This is a genomic window from Rhodococcus sp. NPDC080181 (genome assembly GCF_040702225.1).
GTDB lineage: Bacteria > Actinomycetota > Actinomycetes > Mycobacteriales > Mycobacteriaceae > Rhodococcoides > Rhodococcoides fascians.
Map to the genome: position 1 here is coordinate 154,914 of NZ_JBFBKN010000008.1, position 21,093 is coordinate 176,006.

The following is a 21,093-nucleotide window of genomic DNA, read 5'->3' on the forward strand; positions in this document are numbered from 1 at the left end:
CATGGCATCGGCCACCTGATGCGCGGAAATTTCGATCGGCGTCAATTCCGGTGTGGCCGACTGCGCGTCGACGATCACCTGATGAGCCGTGCCGTCGGTCTCCGGGAACACCGTCCGCAGAGACTCGTGCCTGGCGACGACGTCCGCGACCGCGATCTGCATGGCCCGGCGGTCGAGCAGACCGGACAACCGGACGGCGATCGGGATGTTGTTGGCCGCCGATTCGACGTCGAACTTGTTGAGGAACCACATCCGCTGTTGCGCCAGCGACAGCGGAATGTGCTGCGGACGCTGCTGCGGTACCAGCGGCGGCCTGCTGCCGGTGGCGACCAGGGTGCCCAGTCTGGCTGCGAGGTCGGCCACCGAGGACGCATCGAACAGTTCGCGAACGGCGATCCGGGTGTCCAGCGCGACGCCGAGTCGGGACACGAGTTGCGTTGCGATGAGCGAGTTTCCGCCCAGCTCGAAGAAGTCGTCGTCGAGACCCACTCGCTCGACGCCCAGCACCTGGGCGTACACCTCGGCGACGGTGCGTTCGATGTCGTTGGTCGGTTCGCGGTACTCGGTGACCTCGAATGCGGGGTCGGGCAACGCCTTTCGGTCGAGCTTTCCGCTGGCGCCGAGCGGGAACTCGGGCAGCACTATCAGTGTCGACGGCACCATGTACTCCGCCAGACGACCGCGTAGCGCCGACAGAACGGCTCCGGTGTCGACGGACACTCCCGAAGGGACCACGTATCCGACGAGTTGGTCGCGGCGGACCACGACTACGGCCTGAGAGACCGACCGCTGGGCGAGCAGCGCCGTTTCGATCTCACCCAGTTCGATGCGCAGGCCGCGCAACTTGACCTGGAAGTCGGAACGTCCGACGTATTCGAGCTCGCCGTCGCGATTCCAGCGCACGACGTCGCCGGTGCGGTACAGCCGCGCGCCGCCATCGGCGAACGGGTGAGCGACGAACCTGTCCGCGGTCAGGTCGGGGCGTCCCACATAGCCGCGCGCGAGCTGGGTGCCGGCGAGATAGAGCTCACCTGCAACACCGACCGGGGTGGGATGCAGTCGCGAATCCAGTACGTAGACAGCGGTGTTCCACACCGGAGCACCGATCGGCATGACGTCGGAGTCCGAATCCGTGACCGCGTGGTACGTCACGTCCACGGCAGCCTCGGTCGGTCCGTACAGGTTGTGCAGTTCCACCGACGCGACCGCACGCCGCAGTGCGCGAGCGGTGGTGGGTGGTAGCGCCTCGCCGGAGGCGAACATCAGTCGGAGCGAGGCTCCCGCGCTGCGACGCCGCTCGACTTCGGGCACGAACACCGACATCATCGACGGCACGAAGTGCACCACCGAAACACGCTCGCGTGCAATGACATCGAGCAAGTAGATGGGATCTCGGTGACCGTCGGGAACGGCGATCACCACCGAGGCACCGACCTGAAGCGCCCAGAAGAACTCCCATACCGACACGTCGAAAGTGGACGGCGTCTTCTGCAGCACCACGTCGCGTGGAGTCAGGGCGTATTCGCCCTGCATCCACAGCAGTCGGTTGACGATCGCGTCGTGCGACACCCCGACACCCTTGGGACGGCCCGTCGAACCCGACGTGAAGATGACGTACGCGAGGTTCCGCGAACGCAGTGGGGCGCATCGGTCGTTGTCGCGCAACGGTTCCGACGACAGGCTCGAAGTGTCGAGCGTGTCGATGTCGATCGTGTCGACGTCGGGGAATTCGACGTGGTCGCGCACGGTGGACAACACCCGGATCGGTGCCGCGGTGGCCACGATGTAGTCGTTGCGATCCGCCGGTTGGGTCGGGTCGATCGGCACGTATCCGGCCCCGGCCTTGACGATCGCGTACATGCCGACGAACAGGTCGAGGCTGCGGGCGATCGCGAGGCCGACCAACGTGTCGGACCCGACGCCCAGCGAGACCAGATGGCGCGCAAGACGGTTGACGCGTGCATCGAACTCGGCGTACGTCAGCCGCTCACCTTCGAAGACCAGCGCAGTTGCGTCCGGGGTCAGGGCGACCTGTCGGTCGAACAGGTCCACCAGAGTGATGTCGGCGGGGACCTCGTGTTCGGTGTCGTTCCATTCGGCCACCACGCGGTCGTGCTCGCCGTCGTCGAGCAGATCGATGTCGCCGACGGCCACCGACGAATCGGCCACCACGGCCGAGAGCATCCGTACGAACCGGTCGGCGAACCCGCGAACGGTCTCGGCATCGAAAAGGTCTGTCGCGTAAGTCAGTTCGGCAGCCATGCCCTGTCCGCGGCCGTCCAGTCCGATCGACTCGGTCACGGTGAGCTGCAGGTCGAACTTGGCGATTTCGGCATCGAGGGCGACGCTGTCCACCGACAGGCCCGGCAGGTCGACGTGTGTTCGGGTGAGGTTCTCGAACGAGAGCATGACCTGGAACAGCGGGTGTCGAGCTTGCGACCGCGACGGGTTGAGGACCTCGACCAGACGCTCGAACGGTAGATCGGCGTGGCCGAAGGCTCCGAGCGCGACTTCGCGCGCGCGGCCGATCTGTTCGGAGAACGTGCGTCCTGAGTCGATGTCGGTGCGCAGAACGAGCGTGTTGACGAACATGCCGACGACGTCGTCGAGCGCTGCGTCACCGCGGCCGGCGACCGGAGTACCGATGGCGATGTCCTTGGTGCCCGACAGTCGGGCCAGAAGCACGGCCAGTGCGGCGTGGACGACCATGAACAGCGATGCGTTGTGGGTATGTGCCAGAGCGGACAGGCCCTGGTGCACATCGGCAGGCACGTCGAATCCGATGGAGGAGCCCTGGTAGGACTGGCGACTGGGGCGCGGCCGGTCGGTCGGCAGATCGAGCTGGTCGGGTAGGCCGGCGAGGATGTCGGCCCAGTAGTTCACCTGACCGGAGATCAACGACTGCGGATCGTCCTCGGAGCCCAGAACCGAACGCTGCCACAGGCTGTAGTCGGCATACTGCACTTCCAGCGGCATCCAGGCCGGGTTCTCCCACGCGGTGCGCGAGGCGTAGGCGATCATGATGTCTCGGGCCAGCGGTCCCATCGACCATCCGTCGGCCGAGATGTGGTGCACCACCATGGCGATCACGTGTTCGCGTGGGCCGATCTCGAACAGTCGCGCCTGGATCGGAACGTTGACGGTCACGTCGAACGTCGTCGACGCGAGCGCGAAGACCTGTCGCTGAATGTCGGCTGCCGAGGTCGGAATCGGCATCAGGTTCGGCACCGTCTGAGCGGCGTCGAGAATGGACTGCTGCGGTCCGTGCGCGGTGTCGGGATAGACGGTGCGCAGCGACTCGTGCCGGTCGATCACATCCATGATGGCGACCTGCAGTGCGGCGACATCCAGGTCGCCGGTCAGCTTCAGCGCGAACGGAATGTTGTATGCAGCGGAGTCGACGTCGAACCTGTTGAGGAACCACATGCGTTGCTGCGCAAGCGACAACGGGATGCGCTCCGGACGGACGGTCGCGACCAGTGCAGTCCGGCCGCCCTCCCCCGCCGCCTGTTCGACGCGCACCGCGAGCAGCGCGACCGTCGACGCCTCGAACAGCATGCGCACCGGCACGGTGGCGTCGAGTGCCACTCCGAGCCGCGAGACCACCTGGGTGGCGATCAGCGAGTTACCGCCGAGCTCGAAGAAGTCGTCGTCCAGTCCTACCCGCTCGACGCCGAGAACCTCGGCGAAGACGTCGGCGACGATCTCTTCGATCGGTGTCGTCGGTGCGCGGAAATCTCGCACCTCGAACACCGGCGCAGGCAATGCGCGCCGGTCCAGCTTTCCGTTGACCGTCAACGGAATCGTCTCCAGCGCAACGAACGCCGACGGAACCATGTACTCCGGCAACAGTTCGGCGATACCGGTTCGCAGATCCTCGAGGTCGAGGGTCGGCCGACCGTTCGCCACCGCCGAGACCACGTAGGCGACCAACCGGGCCGCCCCGGGCGAATCCTCACGGACGACGACGGCGGCCTGGGTGACGGCGGGGTGCGCGGTGACCGCGGCCTCGACCTCACCCAACTCGATTCGGAAGCCGCGCACCTTGACCTGATCGTCGGAGCGGCCCAGATATTCGAGCTCGCCCGACGCGTTCCACTGCGCCAGATCGCCGGTGCGGTACAGCAACGACCCGGCATCGGAGCCGGAGGCGAACGGATCGGCCACGAACCGCACCGCGGTGAGCGGTGCGCGTCCCAGGTATCCGCGCGCCAATTGTCCACCGGCAACGTACATCTCGCCGGGCACCCCGACCGGGACCGGATGGAGCCGGGTATCGAGAACGTAGACCCGCAGCCCAGCGATCGGCTTGCCGACCACCGATGCGGTCGTTGCGACGGACGCGGAGCCCAACGCCTGATACGACACGTGCACCGTGGTCTCGGTGATGCCGTACATGTTGATCAGCTGCGGTGCACGATCGCCGTGCCGCTCGAACCAGCCGCTCAATCGACGCTGCTCGAGGGCCTCGCCGCCGAAGATCACGTAACGCAGAGACAGCTCGCCGCCGGTCGATGCCGCACTGCGATCGGCCTCGGACAGTTGGTAGAACGCCGACGGAGTCTGGTTGAGCACCGTCACTCGTTCGTCCACGAGCAGCTGATGGAACGCTTCGGGTGAGCGCGAGGTGAAGTAGTCGACGACCACCAGAGTGCCGCCGTACAGCAACGGACCCCACAGTTCCCACACGGAGAAGTCGAACGCGTAGGAATGGAACATCGTCCACACGTCGTCGGCTCCGAAGCCGTAGACCGCATCGGTGTTCGCGAGCAGCCGAACCACGTTGCGGTGCGGCACCAGAACACCCTTGGGGCGACCGGTCGACCCCGAGGTGTAGATGACGTACGCGACGTTGGTGGGGCGAAGCGGGCGAATGCGATCGGTGTCGGTCACCGGTGCGTCCGAGATCGACGACAGATCGACCGTGTCGATGTCGACGAACGTTGCGCCGATACGAGATTCGACGTCCGCGGGCAGCTCGATCGGGTCCGTTCCCGAGAAGAGAATCGATGTCGGACGCGCATCGTCGAGCATGTACTCGACGCGGTCCAGCGGGTAGCTCGGATCGACGGGGAGGTAACCGCCACCGGCCTTCACGACCGCGACCAGCGCGACGACGAGTTCCGCCGACCTCGGTAGGGCGACCGCGACGAGGCTCTCGGGGCCCACGCCGTGCGAGATCAGTACGCGGGCAAGGCGATTGGTCCGAGCATCGAACTCGGCGTACGTCAGCGACGTGTCGCCGAAGCGCACGGCCACTCCGTCCGGCTGTGCCGAGGCCGCAGCGTCGAGCAGGTCGATCAACGTCACGTCGCGAGAGACGTCCGGCCCGGACACGTTCCAGGTGGACACGACGGACTCGTACTCGGCGGCGTCCACGATGTCGACATCGCCGACCGGAACCGACGCGTCGGTGGTGACTGCGTCCAGAATTCCGAGGAAGCGCCGCGCGAAGCTGTCGACCAGATCGGCGTCGAACAGATCGGTCGCGTACTCGAACACCGCATCGATACCCGCGGCAGTTCCGTCGACCTGGTGCTCGGTGAGCCACAGCTGGAGGTCGAATTTCGCTATCGGGACGTCGAATTCGGCGGCCACGGCGCGGAGGCCGCCGACGGTGAGTTCACGAGACATGGCCGATTCCAGGGAGAGCGCCACCTGGAACAACGGGTGCCGTGATGTCGAGCGGACCGGATTGAGAACCTCGACCAGGCGCTCGAACGGAACGTCGGCATGCGCGAACGCCGACAGGTCCGTGTCGCGGACGCGAGCGAGCAGCTGCTCGAACGACAGTGCCGGATCGACATCGGTACGAAGTACCAACGTGTTGACGAACATTCCGACGAGGTCGTCGAGTGCAGGCTCACCGCGACCGGCCACCGGCGCGCCGATGGCGATGTCGGTGGTGCCGCTCAGTCGAGCCAGCAACAGCGCGTACGCCGACTGCATCACCATGAACAGCGACGAGTTGTTCGCGCGGGCGAGATCGGCCAGAGCACTGTGCAACCGGGCCGGAATCTCGATGCGCAGCTTGCTGCCTGCGTTGGACGACACGGCGGGGCGGGGCCTACTCGACGGCAGCGCCAGCTGATCGGGTAGATCCTCGAGTGTGGCACTCCAATAGGCGATTTCGCGTGCAGCGAGCGAATGCGGATCGGTTTCGGGACCGAGTACCGCACGCTGCCAGAGCGCGTAGTCGGCGTACTGGACCTCGAGCGGCGTCCACTCGGGAGCGCGGCCCTGTATCCGGCTCGAGTAGGCCAGCAGGACGTCGCGCGCCAACGGTCCGAAGGAGGCTCCGTCGGCAGCGATGTGGTGCAGGACCATCGCCAGTTCGTACTCGGTGGGCGACATCTCGAACAGCGCGATTCGGAACGGCGTGTCGATCGTGACGTCGAAGCCCTTGGCCACCAACTCGTGCAGTCGGCCACCGAGCTCGTGCCGTTCGATGCGGATCGGGGTGATCGTGGCCGGTGTCCTGGCCGCGTTGAGCACGACCTGCTCGGGCGATCCGTCCACTTCCGGGTACACGGTGCGCAGCGTCTCGTGTCGTTCCACGACGTCCGCGAATGCGGCCGACAGGGCACTCACGTCGAGTGGACCGCTCAGATGGACCGAGAACGGCAGGTTGTACACCGCAGTGGCCGGATCGAACCGGTTGAGGAACCACATGCGTTGCTGTGCGGGCGAGAGTGGGATGCGCTCGGGGCGTTCCCGGGATTCGAGGATCGGGGTGTCGGATCCGCGGCCGGCGGCCGACTCGGCCCGGGCAGCCAGTGCGCCGACGGTGGGGGCCTCGAACAGCTCGCGCACTCCCAGGCGTACTCCGAGTGCGCCGCCGACTCGTGTCACCAACTGTGTGGCGATCAGCGAGTTGCCGCCGAGCTCGAAGAAGTCCTCGTCCAGACCGACCTTGGACGCGCCGAGCAGGTCCTCGTAGATTCCGGCGACGACGTATTCCGCGCGACTCTGCGGTGCTCGGTACTTCTTGGCGCTGGTGAACACCGGCTCCGGCAACGCTTTTCGATCGAGCTTTCCGCTGGTGTTGAGCGGCAGTGCATCGAGCACGACCACTGCTGCGGGAACCATGTAGGACGGCAACGCATGCCCGGCGAATTCGATGGCCTCGGCGGAGTCGATGGACTTCCCCGGCCCAGCAACGACGTAGGCGACGAGTTGGTCGCCGCTGACCGTCTGCACGACCAATGTCACTGCCTGCGAGATGGATTCGTGTGCGAGCAGCACGGTTTCGATCTCGCCCAGTTCGATGCGCTGGCCACGGAACTTCACCTGGAAGTCGGTGCGTCCGATGTAGTCCAGCACTCCGTCGCTGCGCCACCGAACGAGGTCGCCGGTTCGGTACATCCGCTCACCGGCGTCGCCGAAGGGGTTGGCCACGAACCGATCCGAGCTCAGGTCGGGGCGACCCACGTAGCCCCGCGCCAGCTGGACGCCCGCGAGGTAGAGCTCGCCCGCTTCTCCCACCGGAGTGGGTCGCAGCCGGCTGTCCAGTACGAAGGCGCGGGTGTTCCACTCGGGCACACCGATCGGGACGGTTCGCGTGTCCTGTGGGCTGCTCTCGTGGTACGTCACCGAGACCGCCGCCTCGGTGGGACCGTAGAGGTTGTGCAGTCCCGCGGCGCAGACGGATCGGAATGCTGCTGCCGTCTCGACCGGAAGCGCCTCGCCGATCACGAAGACGTGACGCAGCGAAGCACAGGTGTTGGCCGGCGCGTTGGCGACGAACACGGTGAGCATCGAGGGCACGAAGTCGGTGACCGTGACGCGATGCTCGGCGATCCTGTTCGCCACGTAGACCGAGTCGCGGTGCCCGTCGGGGGTGGCGAGCACCATCGTCGCGCCCACTCGCAGCGGCAGGAAGAACCCCCACAGCGAAACGTCGAACGTCGTCGCCGTCTTCTGCAGATAGACATCGGTGGTATCCATCGGATACTCCGCCAGCATCCACTCCATCTGATTGTGGATGGCGGCGTGCTCCACGGCGACGCCCTTCGGGCGGCCGGTGGAGCCGGAGGTGTAGATGACGTACGCGGTGTTCGAAACACGAAGCGGCGCAATCCGTTCCGCGTCGCCGACCGGAGCGGACGACCGGGCGGACAGGTCGACCAGATCGACGGCGACCGTCTCGGTGCCCTCGGGCAGCGACACGTCGTCACGCGACGAGATCAGTACGCACCGAGGCTGCGCGGAATCGAGGATGTAGGCCGTGCGTTCGGCAGGATGATCCGGGTCGATCGGTACCCACGCTCCGCCTGCCGCCACGATGGCGTACATGCCGACCACGAGATCGAACGAGCGTCGAATGGACAATCCGACGAGAGTCTCCGGGCCGACGCCCATATCGATCAGATGGCGAGCGAGGCCGTTCACCCGCGCCGACAGTTCTCCGTAAGTCAGGACGTCGCCCTCGTACACCAGAGCCGTGGCGTCGGGACGAGCTGCCGCAGCAGCCTCGAAGGCGGTGAGCAGAGTGCTGGGCGTGGTCTCGTGTTCGGTGTGGTTCCACTCGGAGACGACCAGTGCCCGCTCGGATCCGTCGGTCAGTGCCAGGTCCCAGACGAGGTCCGTCGGGGCTGCTGCCACGAAACGGCCGAGGAAGTCGACGAACCGCTCGTGATTGCGGCCGGACTGATCGGGACCGTAGAGGTTGGGGTTGGACTCGAAGTCGATGTGGGTCGTGGCCCCGGCGACGCTCGTGTAGAGGTTCAGTCCGAAGTCCTCGATGAGGCCGGTGGAGAGGATGTTGATCCCGCCGACCATCGATCCCAGGCGCACCTCGCCGAAGAACAGCATGATGTTGACCCAGGGACCGAAGAACGCAGCCTGACCGCTTGCGCCGCCGGCGTCGCGGCGAATGTCCTCGTGCCGGTACCGCTGGTGGCGCAGTGCACCGGAGACCTCGGCGTTGACGCGCGCCAGCATCGTTTCGACGGTGGTGTCGCCCGAGACGTCGAACCGCAGCGGCACCACGTTGGACACCATGCCGCCGGAGCGGCGCAGAACCGCGGTGGTTCGCGCGGTCACCGGCAGTGACAGCACGACGTCCTCGCGGCCGGTCATCTGGGCCAGATACGCCGCGAACGCGGCGATGACGATGGTCGCCATCGTCGTGTCGGTCTCGGCGCGCAGGGCATCGAGATTGCTCATCGTGTCAACAGACAGAGCGGTGCTGTCGATCTGACTCTTCGGGGCCGGCGGAGCGGTGTGCCCGGCGAGGGTGGTGACTCCGTCGATTCCGTCGATCCGCGACGCCCAGTACTCGCGATCGGCCTGGAAGCGGCTCGAATCGCGGTAGGACATCTCGATGTCGTAGACCTTGGTCAGATCCGAGGCCAGGTTCTTCGTCGGTTCGGTGCCCTCGACCTCGGACGTGTACAACTCCGCAGCGCGGTTCATGAAGGTCACGGCACCGAAGCCGTCGAGAACGACATGGTGCACGCGCTCGTACCAGAACCAGACATCGTCCTCGATACGCAGGACGGTGGCGGCGATCAGTCGATCGCGAAGAATGTCGATCGGAGCGCTGTAGTCGGCGTGCATCCACTCGAGGGCGGCCGCGCGAGGGTCGTTCTCGCCGCGCAGATCCACCAGTCCGAGCGAGTCGTCCAGGGTGGGGTCGACGATCTGTCGTGGCTCCGCGTCGATCTCGGTGATACGGACGAAACCGGACTGCAGTTCGAGGGCTGCGCGTGACGATGCGCGCCGCAACAGTTCGACGTCGAGATCACCGCGCAGTTCGACGTACTGCGCGATGTTGGCGGGTACCGAGGGGTCCACGTGCTGCGCGAACCACATCCCCAATTGGGCCGGTGACAGTGGGAACGAGGGATGCTGCCGACTGTCGACTCCCGTGTCGTCGTCTCCAGCACCTTCCACACCTAGCGGGTCCAATCGATTCCTCTCTTTCCCACAATCACACGCGCCCCCACCGGCCGCCGAAGCGGCGGACAACGATGGGCACCGAACACATCGAGCAAGCTGACTACGTCGATCTCTATTTTCTCACCATGAACAACTCGGAAGTTACCTTTCAGTACTTATCCGTCGAGATGGGCCGGACCGTTACATGCCCAGCACGCGTCGAGAGCACCCGCCCCCGTACGTGCAGAACCGGTGGCTGGATTCGGCACCCGGCCAATCTACAGGCCCGCACGCGCCGAGTTCGTCGGTTGTCACGCCGTCATGTCGAAAGCGGCAATCACCTTGGTAGGTACCAAACGAACGATCAATTCGCCCGGAACTCCATTGCGTCTGCCGAACTCCTCCCCTCTGTCGCGGCCCATGTACCGCGCTCCGATCTCGGTGGCCGTGCGCACCAGTTCTCGGGGATCCTCGTCGATCGAGGCAACGCCCTGCACCTGCACGAACCCGTACGGCGGCTCTTCGAGATCGACGGTCAACACGATCCGAGGGTCCCTGCGAATCGCTCGCCCCTTGGCGGTATCGGCTCCGGTGTTGAACACGATGGAATCGTCCTCGACGACGAACCAGATCGGGGCGACCAGGGGCCGTCCGTCCGAAGCGAGGTAGCCGACCTTTCCGGTGCGGGTACCTGCCGACAGAAACTCTCGCACGCGTGGATCGGTGAAAGACGTCATCGAAGTCACGCTACTCGGCCGGACCGACAGGTTCACGTCACCGACGAACTCGGCCAGGACGTGCCGCCCGATCGACGATGCTAAGCCGGACCGACGTGGGTGAGCAGACCGGCACAGATCGTGGCCCGCACCTCCGTGTCGGCCAGATCGTGCGCCGAGCGATGCACCGGGTGCTCCTCGAGAACGACGATGTCCACGACGTCCCCGACGCGGAGCGCACCGCGGCCGCCGCTCGCCGCCTGTAGTGCCGCGTCGAGAGGAACCGATTCCTCGGCATGCCACGGCGGCCGGTCGTCGTCGGTTCGGAATACCGCCGCCGCAACGCCTGCCAATGGCTCCGGTGGACTCACCGGAGCGTCGGAGCCGAAGAGCAGCGTGGCACCGCTTCGATGGAGCGACCCGTAGCCGTAGGCCACCGAGCGCCGACCTGCCCACAGATCCTCGGCGATGTCGCGGTCGGCCATGGCGTGCTGCGGCTGCACCGACGCCGCAACGCCCAGCGCCGCGAAGCGTGCGATGTCTTCGGGGACGAGCTGCTGCGCGTGTTCGATACGACCTCCGCAACCGGCCCGCTCGAACGCATCGAGCGCAACACCGTTCGCCCGGTCACCGATCGCATGGACAGCAGAGGTGATTCCGCCGCGAGCTGCGCGAGAGACGAGCTCGAACAGTCCGTCGTGGGTCTCGAGCAACAGTCCGTAGGCGTTGTCACCGTCGACGCCCGGGTAGCGATCGTGACAGCAGGCCGTTCTGGTGTTCAGCGAGCCGTCGAGCATGACCTTCAGCGGTCCGCGCCTGATCATGTCCGAGACGGCCGAGACGTCGCCGGTGCGCTCCCCACGATCGAGCGCTTCGTCGAGCCACTGCGGCCACACCGTGGTGTCGACGCGCACTGCGGGAGATCCGGCCGACAGGCGTCGATCCCAGACCGTCCGGTTGTCCGCGAACTCGAAATCGACGACGCAGGTCACTCCGCGGACCGCCAGTGCCGCGGTGGCGTCGAGCACAGCTCGGTCCAACTCGGCCGGGTCCTCCAAGGCCTCCAGCGCCATGACGGCCTCGAGACCGTCGACGTCACGAAGCACTCCGGTGGCATGGTCGATACCGAGATCGCGCAGCAGCGCCGGACTCAGCCACAGCGTGTGCAGGTCCATGCTCGTCAACGCCACACGCACACCGGGCAGCGCGTTCTCGAGCAGGTCCTTGTGTGGTTCGTCGGGCCACTGCGCGTCCCGGAACCCGTTGGCGCGCACTACGGAATCGCCTGCTGTGCGCGCATAGGGAAACACCAGTGCCACGGCATCGGCCGCCGACGAGGCCGGCCCGACATCGATACGCCGCCGCGCCGCTGCCCATTGCGTCAGATGAACATGACTGTCCACGAAACCCGGCAGGGCCACACCCCCCGCCCCGTCGACGACCTCGACGCCGCGGGTGCGATCGCTACCGGCCGGGGTGATGGACCCGATGGTCGAGCCGACGAGTTCGATGTCGAAGAGCACGCCGGAATCATCCAGTGCGACATTGGCGATAATCACTCCTGGGACTCTAGAGCGTCGCCCCCGACGCAGGCGTGCATGCCATCCTCTAGCAATGAAGACAGAGCCTGTGGCGATGCAGACAGATCGGATCGACCCCGTCGGATATCACGCGACCGTCACGGTGCGGTGGTCGGACATGGACGCATTCGCGCACATCAATCACGCCCGGATGGTCACTCTGCTCGAAGAGGCGCGCATCGAATGGCTGCTCAGCGAGGGCGAGGCCAACGAAAGCCTGATCAAGAGTGCGTTGATCGCGAACGTCACCATCGCGTACAAGAAGCCGCTTCGGCACTCGGACGGTCCGCTCGACGTCACACTCTGGTTCGAGAAGGTACGTGCGGTCGATTTCACCATCGGCTACGAGGTACGGGCAGCGGGCGCGGCCCCGGATTCGCCGCCTGCGGTGGTGGCGACCACTCGCATGGCGATGGTCGACGTCGGGGCAGAGACTCTGCGCCGGATAGCGCCCGAGGAGAAGGCCTACCTCGCGCGCTGGACTCGCTGATACTCCGCCGCACGATCTGCGAACCAGCGCACCGCCTCCGGATCGTCGACGGCACTGGTGTCGAGAGCAGTTGTCTCGGCAGCACCTTGGAACATTTTCTTGAGCGGGACTTCGAGCTTCTTACCGGTCCGCGTGTGCGGGATCGCGGGCGCTGCGACGATGTCGTCGGGAACGTGCCGCGGGGACGCCTGTGTCCTGATGACGGCAACGATGCGCTCGCGTAGCTCCGCGGTGAGCCCGTCCGGGACCACCACGAACAGCGGCATCCAGTATCCCCCGTCGGGCTGTTCCATGCCGAGCACCAGGGCCTCGGTGACCTCGTCGAGAGATTCGACGGCCTGATAGATGTCTGCGCTTCCCATTCGAATTCCGTTGCGGTTCAGCGTCGCATCGGAACGACCGTGCACGACGACGCTGCCGCGTTCGGTCACGGTGATCCAGTCGCCGTGCCGCCAGATGCCCGGATAGGTATCGAAATACGCGTCCCGATAACGGGTTCCGTCGGGATCGTTCCAGAACCGCACCGGCATGGACGGCATCGGTTCGGTGACGACCAGTTCGCCCACTGCGCCGTGCACCGACCTGCCTGCCTCGTCGTATGCATCGAGCGCAACGCCCAGGAACGGAACCGACAACTCGCCCGCCCAGACCGGCACGGTCCGCACTCCCCCGGCGAACGCCGACACCACATCGGTACCACCGGAGATCGAGAACACCGGTACGTGGGCTCCGACCTTCTCCGACAGCCAGATCGACGACGTCGCGGGCATCGCAGACCCGGTGATCCCGATGGCGCGCAGGCTCGAGAGATCGTGATCGGCACCGGGGTATGCGTCCGCCTTGATGCACGCGAGGACGTACCCGGGGCTGGTACCGAGGTACGTCACGCCCTGCGCGGCCGCGATGCCCCACAGCGCGTCCGTTCTCGGCAACGCGGGATTTCCGTCGGTGCACACGATCGTGGCCCCGACGAGCAGGCCGGCCACCTGGAAGTTCCACATCATCCAGCTCGGGCTCGTGTACCAGAAGAACACATCGTCGGGTCCTAGATCCGATTGCAGTGCAACGGATTTGAGATGCTCGAGCAGCACGCCACCATGGCCGTGCACGATCCCCTTGGGCCGTCCCGTGGTCCCCGACGAGAACACGACCCACAACGGGTGATCGAACGGCACTGCGACCGGAGCGAGCTCGCGCGGTGTCGCGGTCGCGTCCGCCCAGCTCAGCGCAATCCCCGCGGTTCCCACCGTCCCCGCAGTTCCCACGGTCCCGGCAGCGTCGCCGATCGTGACCACCGTGCGCACCGTCGGCAATCCCTCTGCGAGAGTGTTCACGTCCGCACCTTTGTCGCGGAAGGCCCCTCCGTAGACGTACCCGGACGCGGTGATCAACGCCGTGGGGTCGAGCTGCCCCAGTCTGTCGAGCGCTGCCGCCGCCGAGTAGTCCTGCCCGCATGCAGCCCACACCGCGCCGAGACTTGCTGTCGCCAGGAAGGCGATCACCGCCTCGGGCACGTTCGGCAGGTATCCGACGACGCGGTCGCCGCGTCGAACGCCTGCGTCGGACAGGGTGCCCGCCAACGCACCGGCCTGAGCAATCATCTCGGACCACGTGACGGTCCGCGTCGAACCGTCCTCGGAGGCATGAACAATGGCGGCTCGATCTCCTCGAGCGTGCCGAACGACCTGATCGACGTAATTCAGCTCGACACCCGGGAACCACTGCGCCCCCGGCATACCGTGGCCCTCGAGCACCGACTCCGGCTCGATGGTGGAGCGAATGTCGAAGTAGTCCCACACGGCTTTCCAGAACGATTCGATGTCGTCGATCGACCACCGCCACAACGCTGCGTAGTCGGGCAGCGTCACCTCGTGGCGCTCCTCGACGAACCGGGTGAACTCGGTGACCCGAGCGTTCTCGACATCGGTATCGGTGGGCGTCCACAGCGCACTGGTCATGGACGTCAGTATGTCAGCCCAACGGCTGGGTTCAGATCAATCCGAGCGAGCGTTCACGCATCTCGACCTTGCGCACCTTGCCGGTGACGGTCATCGGGAACTCGTCGACGACGTGCACGTAGCGCGGAATCTTGTAATGCGCGAGGCGACCGTCGCAGAACTGCCGCACCGCGTCCGAATCCAGTGGTGCGGCACCGTCTCTGAGCTGTATCCACGCCATCAATTCCTCGCCGTACTTCTCGTCGGGAACACCGATGACCTGAGCGTCGAGGATGTCGGGGTGGGTGTAGAGAAATTCCTCGACCTCGCGGGGATAGATGTTCTCGCCGCCGCGAATCACCATGTCCTTGATGCGCCCGGTGATCGCGACGTAGCCGTTACCGTCCATGACCCCGATGTCGCCGGTGTGCATCCACCCGTCGCTGTCGATGGCCTCTGCGGTCTTGTCGGGCTGCTCCCAGTAACCGATCATCACCGAGTAGCCACGGGTGCACAGTTCACCCGCCTCGCCTCGCGGCAGTGTCTCACCGAGAACGGGGTCGACGATCTTCACTTCCAGATGCGGACCCACACGACCGACAGTGGACACTCGCTGCTCGATCGAGTCGTCGCTGCGAGTCTGCAGCGATACCGGCGACGTCTCGGTCATGCCGTAGCAGATGGACACCTCTGCCATTCCCATGCGTTCGATGACCTGCTTCATCACCTCTGTGGGACAGGGTGATCCGGCCATGATTCCGGTACGCAGGCTGCTCAGATCGAATGCGCCGATGTTCTCCAGTGCCAACTCGGCGATGAACATGGTCGGTACGCCGTAGAGCGAGGTGCACTTCTCATCGGCCACGGCCGTCAACGTCGCCACCGGGTCGAACGCGGGACCGGGGATGACCATCGTTGCTCCGTGCGACGTGCACGCGAGATTGCCCATCACCATGCCGAAGCAATGGTAGAACGGCACCGGAATGCAGACCCTGTCGTTCTCGGTGTAATGGCAGAGCTCGCCGACGAAGAAGCCGTTGTTCAGTATGTTGCGGTGACTGAGCGTCGCACCCTTCGGGAAACCCGTTGTACCCGAAGTGTATTGGATGTTGATCGCGTCGTCCGGGCGAAGTGTGCTCGACACGTCGGCGACCATCTGCGGAGTCTTCGCCAACGCTCGGTGCCCTCGATCGGTCATCGCTTCCCACTGAATGCTTCCGATGAAGAGGACCTCGCGCAGAGTTGCCACTTCCGGTCGCACGTCGTCGATCATGGCCGTGTAGTCGGACCCTTTGAACTCGGTGGCCGACAACAGCACCGACACACCCGCCTGTCTCAGCACGAACTGCAGCTCGTGCGAGCGGTACGCCGGATTGATGTTGACCAGAATTGCCCCGATCTCCGCCGTCGCATATTGCGCCAGCGTCCATTCGGGGCAGTTCGGTGCCCAGATCCCTACTCGATCGCCTACTTGTACTCCGGCCACGAGCAGCCCCGCCGCCAACAACTCGACGTCCGCCGCGAACTCCGAGTAGGTCCACCGCCTACCCGATGCGACATCGACGAGGGCATCGCGTTCGGCGTGCCGCTCGACGGTGCGATGCAGGTTTCGGCCGATCGTGTCGTCGAGTATCGCTGTGTCCGAATCTCCGCGGGCGTAACTGTCCATGAGCCTCACGGTAGTGACGCCGGTCACGGCCGGCCACCCCCGAATGGGGGTCCTACTCCAGTGTGATGACGTCCGCAGCCTCGAGCACCTCGGCGCGCGACGTGTCCTTGAGCGCGACGCCGGACCGTCCGAGCTTCCTGGCTCCGGCCAGCAGACCTGCCACGATGCGGGCCGACTGCGCGTACCCCTGCCCCTCGGGCGGGTGGATGTTGGAGATGCAGTTGCGATCGGCGTCGGTACGGCCGGGCTCGGGAAGGTGCGTCAAGTAGATGCCGAGACTGTCCGCGACGGACAGGCCGGGTCGCTCCCCGATGAGAACCAGTACCGTCCGCACGCCCATCGCCGCCGCGATGTGATCACCGAGCGCCACTCGGGCCTCGGTCGCAATGACCGGTGCAGCAATCGAATACCGTTCGGCAAGTTCGGTTTTCAGTGCTTCCACCATGGCGACACCGTGATCCGCCAGGGCCCGGGGAGACAATCCGTCGCTCAGCACGATGCCTATCTCGTCCTCCGAATGTGCAATCGCCGACAAATCCTTCGGCTGACGACCCAGGTCCGGACGACGCAGATACTCGGCCCGGCTCGTCGCCAACGACGTCACCACCGAGGGTGTACCGAGCCCCACCTGCTCAACCCGACGCACGAACTCGTCGACCTCGAGTGGCATGTGCACCGCATCCCGGGCCGCGGCGTGCGCCGAGCGAAACTCGAGCACCCGCGTCGTCGGCAACGAATCGCCGATGCGCCCCAGACCGATCCGAGCTTGGGTACTCGCCCGCAACTCACCCCAGAACTCTGCCTCGGGTCGTTCCGCAGGCGTGCTCATCGCGCACTCATCAAGGCCCGCAGCGGCGATCCCGCGGCATCGACGTCGAGGACTCGGCCGTCGGCGTCCGCCATCCCCAGCCGCGAGAGCCAGGACTCGAATTCCGGTGCGGGCCGCAGACCGAGGACCTGTCGCACGTAGAGCACATCGTGGAAGCTCAGGGACTGGTAGCCGAGCATGACGTCATCGGCCCCCGGCACTGCGATGACGAACGCGACGCCGGCCGCACCGAGCAACGTCAGCAACGTGTCCATGTCGTCCTGATCGGCCTCGGCGTGATTGGTGTAGCAGACGTCCACTCCCATCGGCAGTCCGAGGAGCTTGCCGCAGAAGTGGTCTTCGAGGCCTGCCCTGATGATCTGCTTGCCGTCGTACAGGTACTCCGGCCCGATGAATCCGACGACGGTGTTGATCAGCAGCGGCTCGAGATCGCGGGCCACGGCGTACGCACGCGTCTCGAGGGTCTGCTGATCGACGGGCCGGCCGCCGGTGCCGATGTGCGCTCCCGCCGACAGCGCCGAACCCTGCCCCGTTTCGAGATACATGACGTTGTTCCCGACGGTTCCGCGGTGCAGCGATCTACCCGCCTCGTTGGCCTCACGGAGCAACGGAATGTTCACGCCGAAGCTGGAATTGGCACCCTCGGTACCCGCGATGGACTGGAACACCAGATCGACCGGAACTCCTTTGTCGATCAATTCCATCGTCGTCGTCACGTGCGAGAGCACACAGGACTGCGTCGGGATCTCGAATCGCTGCCGAATCTCGTCGAGCAGATGCAGCAGGTCGGCGGTGGCCTGAGGTGAGTCGGTCGCGGGATTGATTCCGATGACCGCGTCACCCGACCCGAGGAGCAACCCGTCGAGTGTGGCCGCGGCGATGCCACGCGGATCGTCCGTCGGGTGGTTGGGTTGCAGACGCGTGGTGAGAGTCCCGGGTAGGCCGATCGTCGTCCGGAACGCCGACGTCACCTGCGCGGCCCGAGACACCGCGATCAGATCCTGGTTTCGCATGATCTTGCTGACCGCCGCGACCATCTCGGGTGTCAATCCGGCCGCGACCGATCGCAGTGTCGCGGCCGCATCGGGCCCCGCGGTCACCTGCAGCAGCCAATCCCGAAGACCTCCCACGGTCAGGTGTGAGATGGCCCCGAACGCGATGCGGTCGTGCGAATCGATGATGAGCCTGGTGACCTCGTCGGTTTCGTACGGAACGAGCAGATCGTGCAGGAAGACATCGAGGGAGACCTCGGACAACGTCCACTGCGCGGCAGCCCGTTCGGCATCGGATTCGGCCGCGCAGCCGGCCAATTCGTCACCCGATCGCAGCGGTGTCGCTTTGGCCATCAGGTCGACCAGACCGTCGAACGTGTAGGTGGTCCCGGATACCTGCTGGGTGTAGATCGTCATTCCAGTTCGGCCTCGGCCTCGGCCAGTGCGGCGAACTCCTCGTCGGGCGAGTTGGCGACCAGATGATGTCTGCTGTAGATGCCGAAGTAGGCCATGAACGCGACGAACACTGCCAGACACCACAGTGCCGCAGTGGAATCGACGACGAAGGTGGCGACGACGGCGAGTGCCGCGATGATCAACGCGAATCCGGTGGTCACAACGCCCCCGGGGGTTCGGTACGGCCGTTCCATGTTCGGCTCGTTGCGGCGAAGCACGATGTGGCTGACCATCATCAGAACGTAGCTCAGTGCCGCACCGAACACGGCCATGTTCAGCAACATTCCGCCCTGACCGGTCAGCGAGAGCAGGAATCCGATGACACCGGGCACGATCAGCGCGAGCGTAGGGGCTTTGCGAGAGTTGGTGATGGACAGCGTCTTCGGCAGGTAGCCGGCACGGGACAGCGCGAAGAGCTGACGCGAGTACGCGTACATGATCGAGAAGAAGGACGCGACCAGTCCGGCCAGGCCGATGTAGTTGACGATCTTGCTCGCAGTTCCGTCACCGAGCGCCTCCACCAACGGGTTTCCCGATTCCTTGACGGCGTCGGCCCCGCCCGCTCCGGTCACCAGGAACAGGACGACGGCACCGGTGACGAGCAGTACGCCCATGGCGGCGATGATGCCGCGCGGGACGTTCTTGGTCGGATCCTTGGCCTCCTCGGCGGCCAGCGGCACGCCCTCGATGGCGAGGAAGAACCAGATGGCGAACGGCACAGCCGCCCAGATGCCGAGGTAGCCGAACGGCAGGAATCCCGAGGCTCCGGCTGCGTCGGTCGGCGCGATGTCGGTCAGGTTGCTCGCATCGAATTGTCCGAGGGCAGCGATCGCGAACACGATGAGTCCGACCAAGGCGACAGCGGTGATGACGAACATGATCTTGAGGGCTTCTCCTGCGCCGGAGAGGTGGATTCCGATGAACACGGCATAGACCACCAGGTACACCCACCACCCGTCGGTGATCCCGAACAGTCCGAGCGATTCGACGTACGCGCCGATGAACGTGGCGATGGCGGCGGGAGCGATGGCGTACTCGATGAGAATGGCTGTGCCGGTGGCGAATCCGCCCCACGGTCCGAGAGCACGGCGGGCGAAGGTGTAGCCGCCGCCCGCAGCGGGCAGTGCCGAGGACATCTCGGCCATTCCGAGGACCATGGCCAGATACATGCCCGCGATGATGATCGCTGCGATGAGCAGACCGCCGAAGCCGCCTTCGGCGAGACCGAGGTTCCAGCCCGAGTAGTCACCGGAGATGACGTAGCTGACACCGAGGCCCGCGAGAAGTACCCACCCGGCGGTTCCCTTCTTCAGGGTTCTCTTGGCCAGGTAGTCACCGCCCTCGACGTGCGACTGTGTGCCCTCGTAGGAGCCGGATTTCGGGTGAGGCGACTGGGGATCTTTCACGGACATTGCAAGCCTCTCGTACCAGGTCCCTCGCGAGGGGACGCCCATTCGGGTGTGTGGGGCGCGCGAACCGGTTCACGATAGGTCCGTGATGTAAGCGGGGTGTCATCGGTGAATGACGGGCGAATTACGGCTGCTGTGCAACCGCATTCACGTCACCGATATCTCCCTCGTCCGGTTCTGCGACTGTCAGTACTGCGTCCACCACAGCTCTGTTGGTTTCCAGCTCACGCTCCAGCCGCCGGAGCGTGTGCGCGATGCGTGACTCTGCGAAGTCACCGACGAGATCGACACTCGCCACCACGTAGATCTGTTTGGGACCGACGAACTCGATGCGAACGAACCGGACCGACGCCACCTCGGGGAGTAGCTCGATTCGCTGCACTACCGCGTTCCATAATGCTCTCGATCCTGGTTCGCCGGTGAGGAATCGGCGGTTTCGATCGATCAGCACGAACGCCACGATCCCGAGTAGAACGCCCACCAGAATCGAGCCGATGGCGTCGAACGCCGCCGATCCGGTGAGCTGGTGCAAACCGATTCCCGCACCGGCGATCACGATGCCGATCAGAGCCGCGCTGTCCTCCGCGAACACTGCCCGCAGCGTCGGATCCGAGGTCTCCAACGCGTAATCGAGAAAGTCCTTGTCGTATTGCGCTGCCTCGCCGCGTATTTGCCGTACCGACTGCAGGAAGGACACGCCCTCGAGCAGAAAGGCGATGGCGAGCACGACGTAGGCGACGAGGTAGTTCTCACTGCTCGACTCGCCCGCAAGCAACGAGGTGATGCCGTGCCATACCGAGACCGCCGCACCGGCGACGAACAAGCCGATGGCCGCGAGCGTCGACCAGAAGTACGTCTCCCGGCCGTACCCGAGCGGACGCCGATCGTCGGGGCCGCGCGCCCCGCGGCGATTGGCGACGAGCAGGAAGATCTCGTTACCGGTATCGGCCCAGGAGTGAGCGGCCTCGGCGACCATCGACGCGGACCCGGTGAACACCGCCGCGAACGTCTTGGCGATGGCCACACCGAGGTTGGCGACGAACGCGATCACCACGGTGCGCAGGCTGTCGCCGCCGTCGGCCGCGCCGGTTTTCGATGAGCTCTTCATCGTTCGCACTGTATGCGCTGCGCGC

Annotated in this window: 9 protein-coding genes and 1 pseudogene; 1 reads left to right on the forward strand and 9 read right to left on the reverse strand. The window is 65.5% G+C overall.

Annotated features, from left to right (window positions below; all coding sequences use genetic code 11):
* Window positions 1–399: 399 nt before the first annotated feature.
* From AB0O58_RS12335 to AB0O58_RS12345, 3 genes and pseudogenes are all read right to left on the reverse strand, one after another.
* Window positions 400–9,816 (reverse strand): annotated as a pseudogene (locus tag AB0O58_RS12335) (amino acid adenylation domain-containing protein); the annotation flags it as partial.
* A 377-nt stretch (window positions 9,817–10,193) separates the two neighbouring features.
* Window positions 10,194–10,619 (reverse strand): PPOX class F420-dependent oxidoreductase, encoded by a 426-nt coding sequence (locus tag AB0O58_RS12340; RefSeq protein ID WP_027496298.1) that lies wholly within the window; start codon window positions 10,617–10,619, stop codon window positions 10,194–10,196.
* 80 nt (window positions 10,620–10,699) lie between these two features.
* The gene (locus AB0O58_RS12345) at window positions 10,700–12,157 is read right to left on the reverse strand and encodes an amidohydrolase family protein (protein ID WP_032400147.1); all 1,458 of its coding nucleotides are present in this window, start codon (window positions 12,155–12,157) and stop codon (window positions 10,700–10,702) included.
* A gap of 55 nt (window positions 12,158–12,212) precedes the next feature.
* Between AB0O58_RS12345 and AB0O58_RS12350 the strand changes: the two genes are divergently transcribed.
* A complete protein-coding gene (locus AB0O58_RS12350) occupies window positions 12,213–12,668 on the forward strand; it encodes a thioesterase family protein (protein WP_228139185.1) in 456 nt (151 codons plus the stop codon).
* Here the strand turns inward: AB0O58_RS12350 and AB0O58_RS12355 are convergent.
* The 6 genes from AB0O58_RS12355 to AB0O58_RS12380 form a co-directional block, all read right to left on the reverse strand.
* On the reverse strand, window positions 12,644–14,626 hold the full coding sequence (locus AB0O58_RS12355; protein ID WP_032400148.1) for an acetoacetate--CoA ligase: 1,983 nt from the start codon (window positions 14,624–14,626) through the stop codon (window positions 12,644–12,646). The two genes, AB0O58_RS12350 and AB0O58_RS12355, sit on opposite strands and share 25 nt — an antisense overlap.
* Window positions 14,627–14,657: 31 nt before the next feature.
* Window positions 14,658–16,274 carry an AMP-binding protein gene (locus AB0O58_RS12360; protein WP_196251001.1) on the reverse strand — a complete coding sequence of 539 codons (1,617 nt, stop codon included), beginning with the start codon at window positions 16,272–16,274 and terminating at the stop codon, window positions 14,658–14,660.
* A 52-nt stretch (window positions 16,275–16,326) separates the two neighbouring features.
* The gene (gene eutC, locus AB0O58_RS12365; RefSeq protein WP_032400150.1) at window positions 16,327–17,103 is read right to left on the reverse strand and encodes an ethanolamine ammonia-lyase subunit EutC; all 777 of its coding nucleotides are present in this window, start codon (window positions 17,101–17,103) and stop codon (window positions 16,327–16,329) included.
* The gene (locus AB0O58_RS12370; RefSeq protein WP_366238233.1) at window positions 17,100–18,512 is read right to left on the reverse strand and encodes an ethanolamine ammonia-lyase subunit EutB; all 1,413 of its coding nucleotides are present in this window, start codon (window positions 18,510–18,512) and stop codon (window positions 17,100–17,102) included. Before AB0O58_RS12370 ends, eutC begins: the two co-directional genes overlap by 4 nt.
* Window positions 18,509–19,963: an ethanolamine permease gene (gene eat, locus AB0O58_RS12375; protein ID WP_032383547.1), complete on the reverse strand. Its 1,455-nt coding sequence runs from the start codon at window positions 19,961–19,963 to the stop codon at window positions 18,509–18,511. The genes AB0O58_RS12370 and eat overlap by 4 nt, the downstream gene beginning before the upstream one ends.
* 121 nt (window positions 19,964–20,084) lie before the next feature.
* The gene (locus AB0O58_RS12380) at window positions 20,085–21,068 is read right to left on the reverse strand and encodes a cation diffusion facilitator family transporter (RefSeq protein WP_032400152.1); all 984 of its coding nucleotides are present in this window, start codon (window positions 21,066–21,068) and stop codon (window positions 20,085–20,087) included.
* Window positions 21,069–21,093 lie beyond the last annotated feature (25 nt).

What these genes read in the sequence shown, in the direction of transcription:
- AB0O58_RS12340 (WP_027496298.1), bottom strand. Translation starts at nt 10,619, where the DNA reads ATGACGTCTTTCACCGATCCACGCGTGCGAGAGTTTCTGTCGGCAGGT.
- AB0O58_RS12350 (WP_228139185.1), top strand. Translation starts at nt 12,213, where the DNA reads ATGAAGACAGAGCCTGTGGCGATGCAGACAGATCGGATCGACCCCGTC.
- AB0O58_RS12355 (WP_032400148.1), bottom strand. Translation starts at nt 14,626, where the DNA reads ATGACCAGTGCGCTGTGGACGCCCACCGATACCGATGTCGAGAACGCT.
- AB0O58_RS12360 (WP_196251001.1), bottom strand. Translation starts at nt 16,274, where the DNA reads ATGGACAGTTACGCCCGCGGAGATTCGGACACAGCGATACTCGACGAC.
- eutC (WP_032400150.1), bottom strand. Translation starts at nt 17,103, where the DNA reads ATGAGCACGCCTGCGGAACGACCCGAGGCAGAGTTCTGGGGTGAGTTG.
- AB0O58_RS12370 (WP_366238233.1), bottom strand. Translation starts at nt 18,512, where the DNA reads ATGACGATCTACACCCAGCAGGTATCCGGGACCACCTACACGTTCGAC.
- eat (WP_032383547.1), bottom strand. Translation starts at nt 19,963, where the DNA reads ATGTCCGTGAAAGATCCCCAGTCGCCTCACCCGAAATCCGGCTCCTAC.
- AB0O58_RS12380 (WP_032400152.1), bottom strand. Translation starts at nt 21,068, where the DNA reads ATGAAGAGCTCATCGAAAACCGGCGCGGCCGACGGCGGCGACAGCCTG.